The sequence below is a fragment of the Methylobacterium sp. Leaf125 genome (assembly GCF_001423085.1).
Taxonomy (GTDB): domain Bacteria; phylum Pseudomonadota; class Alphaproteobacteria; order Rhizobiales; family Beijerinckiaceae; genus Methylobacterium.
Genome location: NZ_LMNU01000013.1, coordinates 1 through 17,002, shown reverse-complemented (window position 1 = coordinate 17,002; position 17,002 = coordinate 1). Strand labels below are relative to the sequence as shown.

Annotated in this window: 12 protein-coding genes; 7 read left to right on the top strand and 5 right to left on the bottom strand. The window is 72.9% G+C overall.

Features of this window, described 5'->3' with window-relative positions:
- Positions 1-13: 13 nt before the first annotated feature.
- Positions 14-3,466 carry a YhaN family protein gene (locus ASF58_RS27500; protein ID WP_055953918.1) on the top strand — a complete coding sequence of 1,151 codons (3,453 nt, stop codon included), beginning with the start codon at positions 14-16 and terminating at the stop codon, positions 3,464-3,466.
- A gap of 561 nt (positions 3,467-4,027) precedes the next feature.
- Positions 4,028-5,257: a GGDEF domain-containing protein gene (locus tag ASF58_RS14965; RefSeq protein WP_055953915.1), complete on the top strand. Its 1,230-nt coding sequence runs from the start codon at positions 4,028-4,030 to the stop codon at positions 5,255-5,257.
- 114 nt (positions 5,258-5,371) lie between these two features.
- On the opposite strand, the gene ASF58_RS14960 is transcribed toward ASF58_RS14965, so the two are convergent.
- Together ASF58_RS14960 and ASF58_RS14955 are read right to left on the bottom strand one after the other, a co-directional pair.
- On the bottom strand, positions 5,372-6,496 hold the full coding sequence (locus ASF58_RS14960; RefSeq protein ID WP_156375694.1) for a hypothetical protein: 1,125 nt from the start codon (positions 6,494-6,496) through the stop codon (positions 5,372-5,374).
- Positions 6,497-6,566: 70 nt separating this feature from the next.
- A complete protein-coding gene (locus ASF58_RS14955; RefSeq protein WP_055953909.1) occupies positions 6,567-7,475 on the bottom strand; it encodes a LysR family transcriptional regulator in 909 nt (302 codons plus the stop codon).
- Between the two features lie 126 nt (positions 7,476-7,601).
- Between ASF58_RS14955 and ASF58_RS14950 the strand changes: the two genes are divergently transcribed.
- The 5 genes from ASF58_RS14950 to ASF58_RS14930 all read left to right on the top strand — a co-directional run bounded on the left by ASF58_RS14950 (position 7,602) and on the right by ASF58_RS14930 (position 12,109).
- Entirely contained in the window at positions 7,602-8,561 is a 960-nt protein-coding gene (locus tag ASF58_RS14950; protein WP_055953906.1) for an NrtA/SsuA/CpmA family ABC transporter substrate-binding protein, read from the top strand.
- Between the two features lie 29 nt (positions 8,562-8,590).
- Positions 8,591-9,409 carry an ABC transporter permease gene (locus ASF58_RS14945; protein WP_244477344.1) on the top strand — a complete coding sequence of 273 codons (819 nt, stop codon included), beginning with the start codon at positions 8,591-8,593 and terminating at the stop codon, positions 9,407-9,409.
- A 38-nt stretch (positions 9,410-9,447) separates the two neighbouring features.
- The gene (locus ASF58_RS14940) at positions 9,448-10,227 is read left to right on the top strand and encodes an ABC transporter ATP-binding protein (protein ID WP_055953900.1); all 780 of its coding nucleotides are present in this window, start codon (positions 9,448-9,450) and stop codon (positions 10,225-10,227) included.
- A 105-nt stretch (positions 10,228-10,332) separates the two neighbouring features.
- Positions 10,333-11,250, top strand: coding sequence for a polysaccharide deacetylase family protein (locus ASF58_RS14935; RefSeq protein WP_055953898.1), 918 nt, complete (start codon positions 10,333-10,335; stop codon positions 11,248-11,250).
- Complete coding sequence (locus ASF58_RS14930; RefSeq protein WP_055953895.1) at positions 11,240-12,109, top strand: alpha/beta hydrolase; 870 nt, start codon at positions 11,240-11,242, stop codon at positions 12,107-12,109. Before ASF58_RS14935 ends, ASF58_RS14930 begins: the two co-directional genes overlap by 11 nt.
- Positions 12,110-12,374: 265 nt before the next feature.
- On the opposite strand, the gene ASF58_RS14925 is transcribed toward ASF58_RS14930, so the two are convergent.
- From ASF58_RS14925 to ASF58_RS14915, 3 genes are all read right to left on the bottom strand, one after another.
- A complete protein-coding gene (locus ASF58_RS14925) occupies positions 12,375-12,596 on the bottom strand; it encodes a hypothetical protein (protein WP_055953892.1) in 222 nt (73 codons plus the stop codon).
- Between the two features lie 575 nt (positions 12,597-13,171).
- The gene (locus tag ASF58_RS14920) at positions 13,172-14,521 is read right to left on the bottom strand and encodes an HlyD family type I secretion periplasmic adaptor subunit (protein ID WP_055953889.1); all 1,350 of its coding nucleotides are present in this window, start codon (positions 14,519-14,521) and stop codon (positions 13,172-13,174) included.
- Positions 14,521-16,275 (bottom strand): type I secretion system permease/ATPase, encoded by a 1,755-nt coding sequence (locus ASF58_RS14915; protein WP_055953886.1) that lies wholly within the window; start codon positions 16,273-16,275, stop codon positions 14,521-14,523. Before ASF58_RS14915 ends, ASF58_RS14920 begins: the two co-directional genes overlap by 1 nt.
- Positions 16,276-17,002: the final 727 nt, after the last annotated feature.

Below are 17,002 nucleotides of genomic sequence, written 5' to 3'. Positions count from 1 at the left end.
CCCCAAGGTTCCAATGCGTCTCCTCTCCCTCGTCCTCGAACGCTACGGCCCTTTCACGGACCGCACCGTCACGTTCCGCGAGGATGCGCGCCTGCACGTGGTGCTGGGCGCCAACGAGGCCGGCAAGAGTTCGGCGCTCAGCGCCGTCACGGACCTGCTGTTCGGCATCGAGACCCGGACCCGCTACGACTTCCTGCACGACATGCCGCAGATGCGGATCGGCGCCGAGATCCGCGCCGCGGACGGGCGCCGCCTCGGCTTCCGGCGGCGCAAGGGCAACCGGAACACCCTCGTGGACGCCGCCGACGCGGCCCTGCCGGAGGATGCCCTGGCGCCCTTCCTCGGCGGATTGTCCCGCGAGGTGTTCTGCCGCGCCTTCGGCCTCGACGCCCGCGCCCTGCGGGCGGGGGCGGCCGAGATGATGGATGCCGAGGGCGAGGTCGGCGCCAGCCTGTTCGCGGCGGCCTCGGGCCTGCGCGGCTACAGCGGCCTCCAGGCCGAGCTCGAGACCGAGGCCGCCGGCATCTTCATGCCGCGTGCCGCCCAGAGCCGGACGTTCTACCAGGCGCTTCAGCGCTACGACGAGGCCCGCAAGGCGATCCGTGCCGGGGAGCTGCGGGCGGGCGATTGGCGCGACCTCAACGGCGAGATCGAGGGCGCCGGGGCGACCCTCGTCGCCCTCAAGGCGGAGCGCGCGCGCATCGCCGCCGAGCAGGCCCGGCTCACCCGCCTGCGCCGGGTCGGCCCGCTTCTCCAGGCCATCGATGCGGCCGCCGCCCGCGCCGAGGCCGAGCCCGACCTGATCGCGGTGCCGGAGGCCTGGATCGATCGCCTCGGCCAGGCCCTGACCGTCCGGCGCACCACGGCGGAGGCCGCGGCCCGCACCCGGGCCGCCGCCGCGGAGGCCACCCTGGCCCTGGAGCAGGTGCCGGTGGAGGAGGGCGTGCTCGCCCGGGCCGACGAGATCCTGGAGGCGTTCCGCGGCGCCGACCGCTTCGACAAGGGCGGCATCGACCTGCCCCGCATCCAGGGCGAGGCCGATGCCTTCGCGCGCGAACTCGCCCAGCTCGCGGCCCGGATCGGCCTTCCGGATGCCGAGGCCCTGCGCGCGCGCCAGCCCTCCGATGCGGCCCGCACCCGCATCGAGGGCCTGATCCGCGCCGGCCGCGAGGATGCCGCCACGATCGCCCGCCTGCGCCAGGACCTCGCCGCCCGGGAGGCCGAGCGGGACCGCCTCGCCGCCGCCACGGCGGGCGCGGGCGCCCTCGCCGATCCGACTCCGCTGCGGACCGACCTGAAGGCCTTCGCGGGCCTGCGCCGCGACCTCGACCGGCGCGACGACCTCGACGCCGCCCTCACCCGCGAGGCGGCCTCGATCCGGACCCAGGCCGGCCGTCTCAGTCCCCCGATCCCGGATCTCGACGCCTACGCCGCCGGGCGCCCGCCCTCGGCCGAGGCGGTGGCGCGCTACCGGCGCACCCTCGACGGGGCGCTGCGCGAGCGCGACCGGGCGGCCGACCGCCTGGCGGCGGCGCAGGGGGCGGTGGCGCAGCGCCGCGCCCGCCTGGAGGCCCGGGCCGCCGGCCGGCCGATCCCGAGCCTGGCGGACCTCCTGGCCCTGCGCATCCGTCGCGACGCCCTCCTGGCCGAACTGCCCGGGGGCGCCCCCGACGTCCTCGCCCGCTTCGGCGCGGCCCTCGCCGCCGCCGACCGGGCGGCCGACGACCTCGTGAGCGACGCCGCCCGGGTGGCCGAGCAGGGCGCCGACACCCGCAGCCTCGCGGCCGAGCAGGCCGAGGCCGCCGCGGCGGACGAGGCCCTCGCCGCCTGCGAAGCGCGGCTGGCCGAGGGCGCCGCGGCGTGGTGGGCCGCCTGGGCTCCGTGCGGGATCGAGCCCGCCGCCCCGGCCGAGATGGCCGCCTGGCTCACGGAGGTCGAGACCCTCCAGGATTCCGCGCAAGGGCTGGAGACCACCCGGCTGGAGCAGGCGCGCATGGCCGCCCGGGTCGAGGCCTGCCGGGCGCCCCTGGCCGATCTCAGCCGACGGGCCGGCCTGCCCGACCTCGACGGCCTCGATCTCGGCCGGATGCTCGTCCGCCTCGAGGACCGGGTCGGCGAACTCGCCCTGCGCTGGGAAGCGGTGCGCGAGGCCAGGACCCGGGCCGAGACCGCCGCCGAGCAGATCGCCCGCACGGCGGCGGCCCTCGCCGAGGCCCTGGCCCGCGAAGCCGCCTGGCGCACGGCCTGGGGGCCCGCTCTCGCCGATCTCGGCCTGGCCGCCGAGGCCACGCCGGACGAGGCCGAGGCGGCGCTGGCCGCCTGGCGGGCGGTGCCGGCGGCCCTGTCCGAGCGCGACAATCGCCTCGGCCGGGTCAACGGCATTGCGCGCGACATCGCGGTCTATCGCGAGGCTGTGGCGCGCCTGACTGCGGCGGTGGCGCCCGATCTCGCCGCCCTGCCCCCCACCGCCGCCATGAAGGCGCTGCACACCCGCCTGCAGGACGCCCTCCGGGGCGAGACCCGCCGGGCGGAGCTGGCGCGCCAGCGCGATGCCGCCGAGGCGGCGCGGATGCAGGCGGCCCGGGCGGCGCAGGCCGCGGCTGCCGACCTGACCGCGCTCATGGCCGAGGGGCCGGCGGCCGGGCTGCCCCCCGGCACCGACCCGGAGGCGCTCCACGGGCGCCTCACCGACCGGCGGGCCTGCGAGGCCGAACTGGCCGAGCGCCGCGCCGAATTGGCCCGAGCGGCCGACGGCCTCGCCGAGGCGGATCTCCGAGCGGACCTCGCCGCCCTCACCGGCGACGACATCGAGGGATCGCTCGCCAACCTGGCGGCGGAGGCGGAGGACCTGGATCAGCGCGGACAGCGCGCCTTCGCCGACCGCGATCGGCACGAGCGCCGTCGCATCGAGCTGGAGGGCGGCATCGGGGCCGAGCTGGCGCTCGCCCAGCGCAAGGCGGCGGAGGCCGAACTCCAGGCCAATGCCCGGCACTGGGCGGTGCTGAAGCTCGCGAGCCTGATGCTCGGCACCGCCATCGGCCGCCACCGGGCCGGCCAGCAGGACCCGCTGCTCACCCGGTCCGGCGCCCTGTTCGGGGGCCTGACCGGAGGCGCCTTCGCGGGCCTCGCCCAGGATTACGACGCCGCCGACACCCCCCGCCTCGCGGGACGCCGGGCCTCGGGCGAACTCGTGCCCGTGGAGGGGCTGAGCGAGGGCACCCGCGACCAGCTCTACCTCGCCCTGCGCCTGGCCTACCTGGAGGACTACGCCGCCCGCGCCGAGCCCGCCCCCTTCATCGGCGACGACCTGTTCCTCACCTTCGATGACGCCCGCACCGCCCACGGTCTCGAGGCCCTGGCGGCGGTGGGCGACACGATCCAGCCGATCCTGTTCACCCACCACCGCCACGTGGCGGACCTGGCCCGGGCGCGCCTGGGGGATGCGGTGGACGTGCTCGACCTGTAGGGGCGCCGCGCCGACGCGGGCGCCGCTCGCTCAGAACCGGTCGCCGAGGCCCGCATTCACGCGCAGGGCGGCGATGGCGGAGGATCGACGCGGCACGAAGAGGGACGTCCCCCGCGGCGTTCCCGCCCCCGTCGCGGCCGAGGTGACCCGTGAAGCCGGCCTGGAGCAGGGGCTGGGCAGCGATCCGCGCGTGGAACCCGACTTCCCCTGCGTCGGGGATCGCGAGGGGCATGGTCGCGGCGACCGCGAGCGCCGAGCCATGTCGCGCGCGGCGCAACCCGGCCGCGGGTCCGGCCCGGACAACGCGGGGGATCGCCTGAATACACCCTTAAGCATGCCGCATGCTGTGCCTTTGAACTTGCTCAAAGACAGCCTTATAAGCCTGGTTCGATAGGAATATATTTGTTTTCAAAGTATAGATCAATGATTGTAACAGACGGTTTTCGTCGAGAACTCAGTGCGCGTTCGGATCTGTTGAAATGACGCGTTCCAGGTGTGCGCCCGCCGACGCCGCGATTGCCTCGAAGATGATGCTGCTGTGCGTGGAGATGGAGCCCTGCGATGCTTGATCTCCATACGCTTCACTTCGCCAGTGCCGCCAGCCGGTGCGCCTACGTCGTCGTCTTTCTCGTCACGGCTCTCACGCAGCGTCAGCAGACCTTTCTCTGGCAATGGATGGGCGCCATGGGGACGTCGATGGCGGGATCGCTCATCATGATGCAGGTCCCTTCGGCCGCCCCGCCGGTCTGGATCGCGGTGATCGTCTATGGGCTCTATGCCGCGAGTCTGGTCCTGTGCTGGACCGGCCTGCGCAGCTTCTTCGGCCGCCCCGTGCGGATCGATCTCGGGATCTGTCTCACGGTCCTCCCGGGGCTCCTCTATCCCCTGCTGCTCGCGGCCGGTGTCGCCCACCGCCTGGCGCTCGCGGCCGTGTTCCTCTGCTGCCTCGGGGTCGCCCTCCTGGCCGCCTACGAGACCGTTCGCCTCTCGCCGGGCGTCGAACGCCTGTGGTCGCAATCCATCGTGACCGTGGCGTTCGGATCCTACGCGCTGGTCTTCGTCGCCTCGATCGGAATCCTCGTCGCCACCGACTGGCCGATGGCCTCAGCGGAGACCGCCCGCAGCTCCATGATCCTGGATCAGGTCATCGGGGTCTTCGCCTATTTCGGCTACATGGCGATGGCCGCCGAGCGCGCCAACCGGACGCTCCTGCACCTGGCCGAGACGGATTCGCTCACGGGGCTCTCCAACCGCCGCGGCCTGCAGAAGCTGCTGCGCCTCCGCCTTCCGGCCCCGGGCCGGCAGCCGCTGGGCGCGGTCCTGATCCTGGACCTCGACCACTTCAAGTCCATCAACGACCGCTACGGCCACGCGAGCGGGGACGCCGTCCTGGCGACGTTCGCGGCCCGCCTGACGGCAACGCTCCGGACCACGGACCTGGTCGCCCGCTGGGGCGGCGAGGAGTTCCTCGTCGTTCTTCCGGGCGCGGGTCCGCAGGAACTCCTGCCCGTGGCCGAACGCTTGCGGGCGGTCGTCGCGGAGGCGCCGTTTCCGCACCGGTCCGGGGCGCTGACGGTCACGGTGAGCATCGGAGCCGCCATGATGGGGCGGGACGCGGCGAGCTTCGAAGAGGCGACGCGGCAGGCCGACGCCGCCCTCTACCAGGCGAAGGCCCAGGGGCGGAACCGCGTCTGCTGCGAGCGGAAGCCTGCGCCGGCGCCCGGCCCGGTGGCGGGGGGCGCGGTGGGGCCGGCCCATGCCCCGGCGCAGGCCGATCTGCGTCTGGCCTAGGCGTCCCCCTGACTTAGGGTCTCCCTGGCCTTGGCGTCCCGGACCTGCTCCGGCCGGACCGGCCTCGCGCGCCTGAACACGTCGAAGGGTCGCGCCTCCGACCCGACGATTCCGTCACTTCCCGGCCGCGTTCCGCAGGCTCGGGGGCCTGGGCCGGCGCCAGATCGCGCGGCCGAGGAGCAGTCCGAGGCGTCGGCAGAAGAGGGCCAGACCCAGGCACCAGGCCAGCCCCGCCAGCAGGGCGCTGGCCAGGGCCGTGAGGCCGGCACCGAGGGCCAGGGCGCCGCGGCCGAGAAGCGCCAGGGTGGCGCGGGTGCGGGGGCCGAGGCGCTCGCTGAGGCGGACCGCGCGGGTGACGTCGCCCGGGTCGCGGGCGAGGCCGAGTACCTGCATCACCCCGCGCTGGCCGGTGCGGCGGCCGAGGACGAGGGACTCGCCGGCGAGGGTCGTCAGGCGCGCCACCGTGCCGGGACGGATGGCGAGGCTCGCGGCCGTCCGGGCGCCGGCGAGGTCGAGGCGGGCGGAGGCGCCGACCGCGCGGGCCAGGGCCTCTCCGTCGAGGCCCGCCCGCACGGTGCGCCCGAGGCTCGACGCCAGGGCGGGCGAGAGCCGGCCGCCGCGCCGGGCCGCCTTCAGCACGGTCATGCCCGCGCGCGGGGCCGCCCCCGACCCGGCCGCCCAGGTGGCGGCGGTGAGGGGCAGGCCGACCAGGGCCATGCCGAGGAGGAGCGGGTCGTAGGGCTCGGCGCGGGCGTAGCGCCCGCCCTCGCGCAGGAGGTCGCGCAGGTCGCCGAGCCCGGTCACGTCGGCCGCGAGGGTGCCGGCGAGGCCCGCCGCCCCCTCCGCGGTGCCCGAGACTGCCCCGGCCGCGAAGTCCCGGGCGGCACGGCCCATCCGGCCCTGCGCCAGGGCGTCCACGCGGGCCCGGCGGGTCGGATCGACGGGCAGGCCGCGCGTCTCGGCCAGCGCCAGGAAGCTCAGGGCCAGGTCCTCGTCCTCCGCCGCGACCGCGGCATCGAGCCCCGCCTCCAGGCGCTCCGGCGTGGCCGCGCGCTCCAGGCGGATCTCCGCCAGGGCGCCGGGATCCTCGGCCGCCGCGAGGAGGCGGCCCGCGAGGTAGGCGGGTGCGAGGACCGGTGCCGCCGCGATCGCCAGGGTCGCGCCGCCGGCCAGGAGGCCGATCCAGCCCGCGGCCGCGGAGAACCGGGCCGCACCGTCGCGCAGGCGCATCCGTGTCATGTCCGATCCCGTTCCGGTGGTCCGGACGAGATGGGGACGCGGCCGAGGACGCGCATCCCGGCCCCCGCCGTCAGCCTGCCTCGACGCCATAGCGCTGGTGCAGGCTGCTGGCGAAGCGGTCGGCGAACTTCGCCGTCGCCACCGGTAGGGTGCGACCGCGCAGCTGCGCCAGGATCAGCGCCATCGGGGCGAGGTCGCGCGTGTCGATGGGGCGCGAGCGCAGGCGCGGATCGTCGGGGATGCCGCTCGGGACCTGCAGGCTGACCGCGTCCTCGCGCAGGACGAGGTTGCGCAGGAATTCCAGCGAGCTCGATTCGATGACGGCGTTCACCGGTGCGCCCCGCCGGGCGAGGGCGTCGTCGAAATGGTGGCGAATGGCGAGGGAGCGGTCCGGCAGGGCCATCGGGTGGGCGAGGCAGTCGCGCAGGCGCACCGGGCCGGTCTCCGCGGCCAGCGGATGCTCGGCCCGCATCAGGGCGCACAGCGTCTGGCGGCAGGAGAACAGCACCTGCATGTCGGCGGACGGCGGCGGCTGCAGCACCAGGGCGAGGTCGGCCTCGAACTGGGCCAGCGCCGCCACCGCCTGGACATGGTCGCGGACCTGCACGGTGAAGGTCACCTGCGGGAATTGCGCCCGGTAGGCCTCGACCTCGTCCGGCACCACGTGGTTGACGAAGGCCTGGCTGCAGGCCAGCGCCACGTGGCCGCGCCGGACGCCGGACAGGTCGGCGATCTGCGAGCGTACCCGCTCCAGGTCGGCGCGCTGGTCGCGGATGTGGCGCACCAGCAATTCGCCGGCCGCGTTGAGGCGCATGCCCTGGGCCACCCGCTCGAAGATCGGCGTGCCGAGTTCGTATTCGAGGTCCTGGATCTGCCGGGTCAGGGCGGAGGGCGTGATGTTGAGCCGCTCCGCCGCCCGGCGGATCGCCCCGTGGCGCGCCACTTCCGCCACGTAGGTGAGGATGCGTAGGTGCTTCATCGTGCGGGTCCGCCGGTTCCGTCCCTGTTGCCCGAAGAGCAACGGGCCAGTCAAGAAACAGCACTCGCGTGCAACACGAGCCGGTTCTAGCTTCGAGCGAGAGAATCGCTGTCCGGAGCCCTGCTCATGATCCGCCGTCGCACCCTCCTGGCCGGCCTCGGCGCCGGCCTCCTGGCAGCGCCCCTCGGCCTTCCCCGCCCGGCCCGGGCCCAGGCCCCCACCGTGATCCGGATGGGCTCCCTGAAGCTGATCCACTCGATCGCGCCGCATTTCTACGAGCAGTTCACCCCGGCGGGCTTCAAGGTCGAGGTCGTGCCCTTCGAGAGCCCCACCGAGTGCAAGAACGCGGTGGTGACGAAGTCGGTGGATTTCGGGACCTTCGGCATCGCGGCCGGCACCCTCGGGGCGGCGGCCGGCGAGCCCCTGGTCATCATCGCCTCGACCTGCAACCGCGGCATGGCGATCATCGCCAAGAAGGATGCGGGCATCGCCACGCTCAAGGACCTCAAGGGCAAGCGCGTCGCCCTCTGGCCCGGCTCGACCCAGGAGGTCTTCGCCCTGGAGCGCCTGCGCCAGGAGGGGATGAGCGTGAAGGACATCACGCCGGTGCGGATCTCGTTCTCGGAGATGCACATCGCCCTCGCGCGGGGCGACGTGGACGCCTATGTGGGCGCCGAGCCGGCACCGGGCGTGAGCCTGGCCAGCGGCGTCGGCAGCCTCGTCGAATATCCCTACGGGACCGAGATGGGCGCCCTCAACATGGTGTTCGGCGCCCATGCCGACACCACGGCGCAGCGGCCCGAGATCGTCCGCACGATGCTGGAGATCCACCGCAAGGCCACGGATTACGCGCAGGGCAACCGCGCGGCGATGATCGCCATGGCGGTGGCCAAGCTCGGGCAGAAGCGGGAGGCGCTGGAGCTCTCCGCCCCGAATGTCGAGCTGAAATGGAAGCTCGGCGCGACCGAGATCGCCCAGGCCAAGGTCTATGCCGACCGCATGCTGGCGCTGAAGCAGATCAAGCGCCTGCCCGATTTCGCGACCTTCATCGACACCCGCTTCGTCGATGCCATGAGGGACGCGTGAGCGCCGCGCCGGCCGCCGTCGCGGCGTCCGTGCCGGCGGCCCCGCCCCGCCCGCGTTTCGCATGGCCCTGGGGGCGCCTGCGGGAAACGGCCCTGGCCCTGGCGATCCCCGCCGGGCTCGCCGTCGTCTGGCACCTCCTGACGACGGGGCGGCCCTACAGCCTGATCCCGCCGCCCGCGGAGGTCTGGACGGCGCTGGTCGATCTCGCCGTGGGGGGCATCAACGACGACGCCTTCAGCGCCACCCTGCTCATCCATCTGGGCGCCTCGCTGTCGCGGGTCTACGGCGGCTTCGGGCTGGCGGTGCTCTTCGCCCTGCCCCTCGGCCTCCTCATCGGCCGGGTGCCGCTGATGCGCCAGCTCCTCGACCCGACCTTCCAGATCCTGCGGCCCGTGCCCGTGACCGCCTGGCTGCCGCTGGCCATGATCCTGTTCGGCCTCGGGCCGCGCTCGGCCTACTTCCTCGTCTTCCTCGGGGCGTTCTACCCCATCCTGGTCAACACCATCTTCGGGGTGCGCTCGGTGGAGCCGCGCCTGTTCGAGGCGGCCAGCATGCTCGGCTGCCGGGGCTCGGCCCAGTTCGCCCGGGTGGTCCTGCCCGCCGCCCTGCCGTCGATCTTCACCGGCCTGCGCCTCGGCCTCGGCTTCGCCTGGGTCGTCATCGTGGTCGGCGAGATGACCGGCGTGCAGACGGGGCTCGGCGCCATCATCATGGAGGCGCGCCAGCTCTCGCGCACCGAGATCGTCATCTGCGGCATGATCGTCATCGGGGTCGCCGGCTTCCTGTCGGACCGGATCGTGATGGGGATCGGCCGCCGCCTCCTGGCCTGGAGCCCGTCCCATGGTTGAGGTGTTACGGGTTGAGGTGTCACGGGCTGAGGTGTTCCATGGCTGAACCCACCCTCCCGATCCTCGAGATCCGCGACGTCGGCAAGACCTTCGCGGTGCAGGGCCAGACGGTGACCGCCCTGAAGGGCGCCAACCTCACGGTGGCGCGCGGCGCGTTCGTGTGCCTGCTGGGCGCCTCGGGCTGCGGCAAGTCCACCCTGCTGCGCATCGCCGCCGGCTTCGAGGCGCCCTCCTCCGGCCAGGCCCTGATGTGGGGCCAGCCCATCGCGGGCCCCGATCCGTCGCGCGGCATGGTCTTCCAGGATTACGGCCTCTTTCCCTGGCTGAGCGTGCGCGACAACATCGGCTTCGGCCCCAAGTCCCGCGGGCGCCCCGCCGCCGAGATCCGCGACACGGTGGCCCGCTACATCGACCTCGTGGGCCTCGGCGCCTTCGCGGACGCGCATCCCCACCAGCTCTCGGGGGGTATGAAGCAGCGCGTCGCCATCGCCCGGGTGCTCGCCAACGAGGCCGAGGTGGTGCTGATGGACGAGCCCTTCGGGGCGCTGGACGCCATGACCCGCGAGCGCCTGCAGGACGAGCTCCTCGAGCTCTGGAGCCGCACCGGCCTCACCGTGCTGTTCGTCACCCACGCCATCGAGGAGGCGATCTTCCTCGCCGACCGCGTCGTGGTGATGTCGCCGAGCCCCGGCCGGATCGACGCCGTCCACGACATCGCCCTGCCCCGTCGCCGCGACGTCTCGAGCCCGGCCTTCAACGACATCCGCCGCATGCTCTCGGCCCAGCTCCACAGCCGCCACGGCCGCGTCGCCGCGTGAGGCCCTGAAGCCCGGCACGGGTCCCTCTTCCCCTCGTGGGAAGGGGAACGGGGAGCGCACGTCGCCCTCTGAATTTCCAACCTCTGGTGCCGCGTCGAGCCCCCCATGACCGAACCGGACTTTTCCGATCCCCGCCGTCCCGAGCGTCGCCTCGCCTACCGGGCCGCCATCGACCGGCCGCGCCTCGTCCTGCCGGAGGGCAAGCACGTGGCGATCTGGCCGGTGGTGAATGTCGAGCACTGGCTCATCGACAACCCGATGCCGCGCCAGATCCTGGTGGCGCCGACCGGCGCGCCCCTGCTGCCCGACCTCGCCAACTGGGGCTGGCACGAATACGGGATGCGCGTCGGGTTCTGGCGCTTCCTCGCGGCCTTCCAGGCGCGCGGGATCCGCCCGACCCTGTCGATCAACGGCTCGGTCTGCGAGGCCTATCCCCGCGTGGCCCACGAAGCCCACGCCGCCGGCTGGGAGTTCATGGGGCACGGCTTCCACCAGGTCCCGACCCACCGCATCGCGGACGTGCCCGCGATGATCGCCCGGACCCTGGCGACGATCCGCGCCGTGACGGGGGCGAACCCGCGCGGCTGGCTCGGACCCGGCCTGACCGAGACCCTCGATACCCCGGACCACCTCGCCGCCGCCGGCCTCGACTATGTGGGCGACTGGGTGGTGGACGACCGGCCCAGCCGCATCGCCACCGCGACGCGCCCGCTCATCGCCCTGCCCTACTCGGTGGAGCTGAACGACATTCCCCTGCTGGCGATCCAGCATCACCGTGCCGACGAGTTCGTGGACCGGGCGCTGGCCCAGGTCGAGCGCCTCGCCGCGGAGGCGGCCGGCCACGGGCCGCTGGGCGGCGCCAAGGTGATGGGATTCGCCATCCACCCCTACATCACCGGCGTACCCCACCGCATCGGGCTGCTGGAACGGCTCCTCGACGCGCTCCTCGCCCGCGACGACGTCTGGTTCGCCCAGGGCGGCGAACTCGTGGATTGGTACCGGGGAACCGGCGATGCGGCTTGAGACCGACGGGACGCCCCCGATCGACTGGCGGGACCTCGACCGCGCGGCCTTGAGCCGGGCCTACGACAATTCGGGGGCGGTCGCCGACAGCGCCGCCCGCCTCGCCGACTGGCGGCTGCGCAGCGCCGCGCTCCGGGCCCGCCCGGGTCACACCCTCGACCTGCCCTACGATCCGGGTCCGGCCCACGCTGCCGGTCCCCGGAATCGGATCGACCTGTTCGCCTGCGGCCGTGCCGGCGCCCCGCTCCTGGCCTTCATCCATGGCGGCTACTGGCAGCGCAACGCCAAGGAGGGCTTCGCCTGCCTGGCCGAGGGACCGCTCGCCCTCGGCCTCGACGTCGCCCTGATCGGCTACACCCTGGCGCCGGAGGCGTCGCTGACCCGGATCGCCGACGAGATCGGGGCGGCCCTGCGCGTCCTGCGGGCGCACGATGCGGCGGCAGGCCTGGGGCGCCGGCGCCTCGTGGTTTCCGGCTGGTCCGCGGGCGGGCACCTCGCCGCCCTGGCGCTGGACGGACCGGACGCCGATGCCGGCCTCGCGATCAGCGGGATCTACGATCTCGCGCCGATCCGCCGGACCTCCCTCGACGACGCGCTCCGGCTCACGCCCGGGGAGGTCGAGGCGCTGTCGCCGATCCGCCTCGCACCCCGCCGCGGCGTCCCCCTGGTGGTGGCTTACGGGGCCGACGAACTGCCTGAACTTCGGCGCCAGTCGCGGGCCTATGCCGCGGCACGCGCGGCTGAGCCGGAGACCCGCTGCGTCGCGCTCGACGGCGCGGATCATTTCTCGATCCTGGAGGCCCTGGCGCATCCGGACGGGCGCCTGGCCCGCATCGCCGCCGCGTTGGGCCATTCCTGAACTGTCCCGGACGTCGGCTCCCCACGCCCGTCACCCCGTTACGCCGCTGCCCTCGGGTGCAGCCGCCCGGTGCCGTGACGGCAGGCACATTCCGACGGTCTGCGGGCCGGCCAATCCGTCGGCTCGGTTCAGGGCAGGCCAGTTCGCGTGACGCTCATCGAAAGTTCATGGAAAGTTAATGCACGGCCCCGCCGATGCGGCATAGCTTCGGCTTCGGCTTCGGCTTCGGCTTCGGCTTCGGCTTCGGAGGTGCATGCCGGTGCACTCACGCCTTCGGGACGACGGGGATGCGATGCAGGTCCCGCCCGTCCGCATCCCGGATCACGAGATCCCAGACACCCTCGACATGGACCAGTTCGCCGCTCCTGCGCAGTTCCTCGATGACCAGCGCGGCCTGGGCGATGGCCTCGGCGAGGTCGGCCGCTTCGGCGCCCCTCGGGTCGGGCATCGTGGTCCGGCCATCGGTGAGATCGAAATGGAAGCGCATCGGGGAAATGGCCCTCGGGACGCAGGGACGGGCATGGGCCGGTCGCCCCCGCCGGCCTGCCGCCCGTCCGCTCCAGGCCGGACGGGATCCAGGCCTCGGGATGCGGGCGACGGGCCAGTCAAAGGAAGGCCGTAGCGTGCTTGGTCTCGGATGGTGTTGCTCAATCCCGGTTTACTTCAGGACGAATTAAGCGCCTCGTTCATCGAAGATGCAATTGGTGAGCGGGATCTGCAATTGCGCTACAAGCAGGTATTGACAACCGATCGGGAATAATACTTTTTGTCTTTTGTGCACTGCAAAAATGCGTCGTAGCATTGAGGGGCGCCGACCGATGACTGGGTTCGACGGATACCATGCAGGTCCGGGACGCGAGGGGGCAGGAACCGAGACCCTGCCCGATGAGCGGGTCCTGGCGCTCCGCGCCCATATCCGGGCCGTCCTCCGAAGCCTGATGCCCGCGACCCAACCAGCCTGCTGATCCCCCGTTCAGGCGGGGCGGCCCGCGCGCATGCCGGGCAATCCGGTTTGGCGCGAGACAGATGTCCCGCGCCAAACCTTGCTTCTGGCGCCAAGCCTTACTTCTCGCGCCAAGCCTTGGCGATCTGGTCGGTGAGCGGCTTGGTGAGGTAGCTGAGCACCGAGCGGTTGCCGAGCTGCATGAAGGTCTCGACCGGCATGCCCGGGACGAGGCGGGCGGTGCCGAGGCGCTCCTTCTGGTCCTCCGGCACCCGGATGCGGGCGGTGTAGTAGCTCATCCCGGTCTTCGGGTCGGAGGTGACGTCGGCCGAGACCCGGGACACCACCCCGTCGATCTCCGGCGTCGTGCGCTGGTTGAAGGCCGAGAAGCGCAGCACGGCGGCCTGGTCGAGGCGGACGTTGTCGATGTCCTGCGGCTGGATCTTCACCTCCACCGCGAGCTGGTCCGCCTCCGGCACGATCAGCATGGCGGGCTCGGAGGGCGTCACCAGGCCGCCGATCGTGTGCACCGTCATCTGGTGCACGGTGCCCGATTGCGGCGCGCGCATGTCGACGCGCTTGAGCTGGTCCTCGGCGGCGACGCGCTTCTCGACGTATTCCGACCACTTGCCCCGGATCTCGGCGAGATCCTTGCCGGTCTCGGTGCGCATGTCGCCGTCGATCTGAAGGATCTGCAGCTCGGTCTCGGCGATCTTGCCCCGGGCCGAGGCCGTCGAGGCGAGGAGCTGGCCGCGCTCGCCGTCGAGGCGCGCGGCGTCGCGCTCCAGGGCGTTGACCCGGGCGAGCGGCACCAGGTTCTTGGCGTAGAGCTCCCGCACGCCCTGCAACTCGCCGGTGATGAAGCCGACCTCGCGGGCTTTGGCCGCGACCTGCTCCGTCAGGCCCTTGATCTCCTCGCGCAGCTGCTGGACGCGCTCGCGCAGCTGCGCCTTCTGGCCCTCGCGGCCGGCCACGCGGGACTTGAACAGCCGGGTCTCGCCCTCGATCAGGTGAGCCACCGAGGGGTCGCTGTCCTTGCGGGCCAGCAACTCGGGCGGGAAGGTGATAGCGGCGGCGCCGTCGCGCTCGGCCTCGTCGCGGGCGCGACGGGCGGAGAGCTCGTCCAGGGCCTTCAGGATGATGTCGAGGTTGGCCCGGGTCTGGGTCTCGTCGAGACGGATCAGGATATCGCCGGCCTTGACGTGCATGCCGTCGCGCACCCGCAGCTCGCCGACGACACCGCCGGTGGGGTGCTGCACCTTCTTCACGTCGGATTCGACCACGAGCTGACCCGGCGCGATCACGGCGCCGGAGATCTGGGTGAAGGTCGCCCAGCCGCCCACGCCCACCACCAGCACCGCCCCCAGGGCGACGCCGAGGGCGAGGTGGCGGCGGATCGAGCCCTGCGCGGCGGGACGCGGGGCCGTGAGGGCGGGATGCATGTCGATGGGGCTGAGGGCGACGGACATCAGGCACTCTCCTGCAGGGCGCCGGGGGCGGCCTGCGTGTCCACGGGGCGGGCCTCCACGGGGACCGAGGCCGGGCGCAGCACGCGCTTGAGAACCTCGTCCTTCGGCCCGAAGGCCTGGGCCCGGCCCTCCGCCATCATCAGGATGAGGTCGACCGCGCCCAGCGCCGACGGCCGGTGGGCGATGACGATGCAGACGCCGCCGCGGCGGCGGACTCCGATGATCGCCTGGGTCAGGGCGTTCTCGCCCTCGGCGTCGAGATTGGCGTTGGGCTCGTCGAGGATGACCAGGAAGGGGTTGCCGTAGAGGGCCCGGGCTAGGCCGACGCGCTGGCGCTGGCCGGCGGACAGGCCGGCACCGCCCTCGCCGATGCGGGTGTCGTAGCCCTCCGACAGGCGCAGGATCAGCTCGTGCACGCCGGCCGCCCGGGCGGCGGCGATCACCGCCTCGGAGGGGGCCTGCGGATCGAAGCGGGCGATGTTCTCCGCCACCGTGCCGGCGAACAGCTCCACCTCCTGGGGCAAGAAGCCGATATGCGGACCGAGATCGTCGGCCGACCACTGGTCGAGGGCGGCGCCGTCGAGGCGCACCTTCCCGCGCACGGCCGGCCAGACCCCGACGAGGGCGCGCACCAGGCTCGACTTGCCCGAGGCCGAGGGGCCGATCACGCCGAGGCCCTGTCCGGCCTGGAGGGCGAAGCTCACGTCCTGGACCACGAGGCGGGGGGTTCCGGGCGGGGCGACGCTGATGCTCTCGACCTGAAGCGCACGAGAGGGGGCCGGCAGCGCGTGCGGCTGCGCGCCGGCGGGCATGCGGGCGAAGAGATCGGACAGGCGGGCCCAGGACTGGCGTGCCTGGACGAAGCCCTTCCAGTTGGCGATGGCGAGCTCCGCCGGGGCCAGGGCCCGGGCCACCAGGATCGAGGAGGCGATGATGATGCCGGCGGAGGCCAGGCCGTTGATCACGAGGTAGGCGCCCAGGGCCAGCACCCCGGACTGGAGAGCGGTGCGGAACACCTTGGACCCGGCGCCGTAGCCGCCGGCGATGTCGGAGGCGCGCTGCTGCGACTGCATGTAGTCGCGGTTGGCCAGGGCCCAGCGGGTGGCGAAGCGCCCCTGCATGCCCATGGCGGCCAGCACCTCGGCGTTGCGGCGGCCGGCCTCGGCCAGGCCGTTGCGGCGCAGGCCGTGGGCGGTGGCGGTCTGGGCCGGATGCCGGGTCGCCCGGTCGGTGAGGAGGCCGAGGGTGGCGAGGACGGCGGCGCCCGCGAGGGCCGCGACGCCGATCAGGGGATGGAACAGGAAGCAGATCAGGAGATAGATCGGCATCCAGGGAAGATCGAAGAAGGCGGAGGGGCCCGAGCCGCCGAGGAAGGCGCGCAGCTGGTCGAGGTCGCGCAGGGGCAGGAGGCCGTCGCCGGGAGCGGCCCCCTTCAGGGGGGCACGCACCACGATGTCGAAGACCCGCCCGCTCAAGGATTCGTCCAGGGCGGCACCGATCCGGGCCAGGATGCGCGAGCGCAGGGCTTCGAGCAGTCCCTGGAAGATGTAGAGCACCAGGGCCAGGATGCAGAGGCCGATCAGGGTCGGCACCGACCGGCTCGGAATCACCCGGTCGTAGACCTCCAGCATGAAGAACGAGCCGGTGAGATAGAGCACGTTGACGAGCCCGCTCATGGCCGCCACGCCGATGAACGCTGTCCGGCACTGCGCCAGTGCCGAGGCCAGCTCGGCGGAATCCCGGGCCTGCGTCACGATCTGCTTCCTTCCCGGCGGCACCGGTGCGGCCCGCCCATCCCCACAACTGTATTTTGAGCGAGCCATTCAGTCGAAGCAAGTGTCCGCTGAAGCAAGTGCCTGCGCGCGGATGCCCGCGCATGTCCGCGCCTGACCCGTCAGGATTACGTCCGATGCCGAAGCGGAACGCGCTGCGAAGCCGGGGCGGAGGCCCCCTCGATCAGGCTGCCGCGCATTCCATAGGCATGCGGCAATCGTGTGAAGATGCGGTGAATGCGCCCTCCGCCGGGATTCCGGCCGAGCGCGGCAGGGATGGCGCAATCGGCCGTGGACAGACGCGGGCGGCCCCTCCCCCGGCGGGCGGGGCCGTGACACTGTGCGGGGAGCGCGTGAGACCGTCGCGCTCCCGACCGCGGATCCTGCCCGACGGTCGCCGGCCCGCGGCCGTCGTAAAAATGTGATGTTGGGTGTTGACGGGCCCGAGCGGCGCCCGTATACCCCGGCTCATCGGCGCCGGCCAACGGGTTTGGCAGCGCACCGACGCTTCTACAGAAAGAATTTCGGATGGAGATCCGGCGAAGAGCTGGATGGCCAACTGTTTTTGTCTGTTGTGAGTGTCGGGCCGGACGGTTTCCGTCGGGTGCCATGTTCTTTGACAAGTGAATCTGAGAAAGAGAAGCGTGGGCGGCGATTTGGCTCTTGCGGATCCTCTGTGAAGGGGATTGTGAGACGATTGCTGACACGT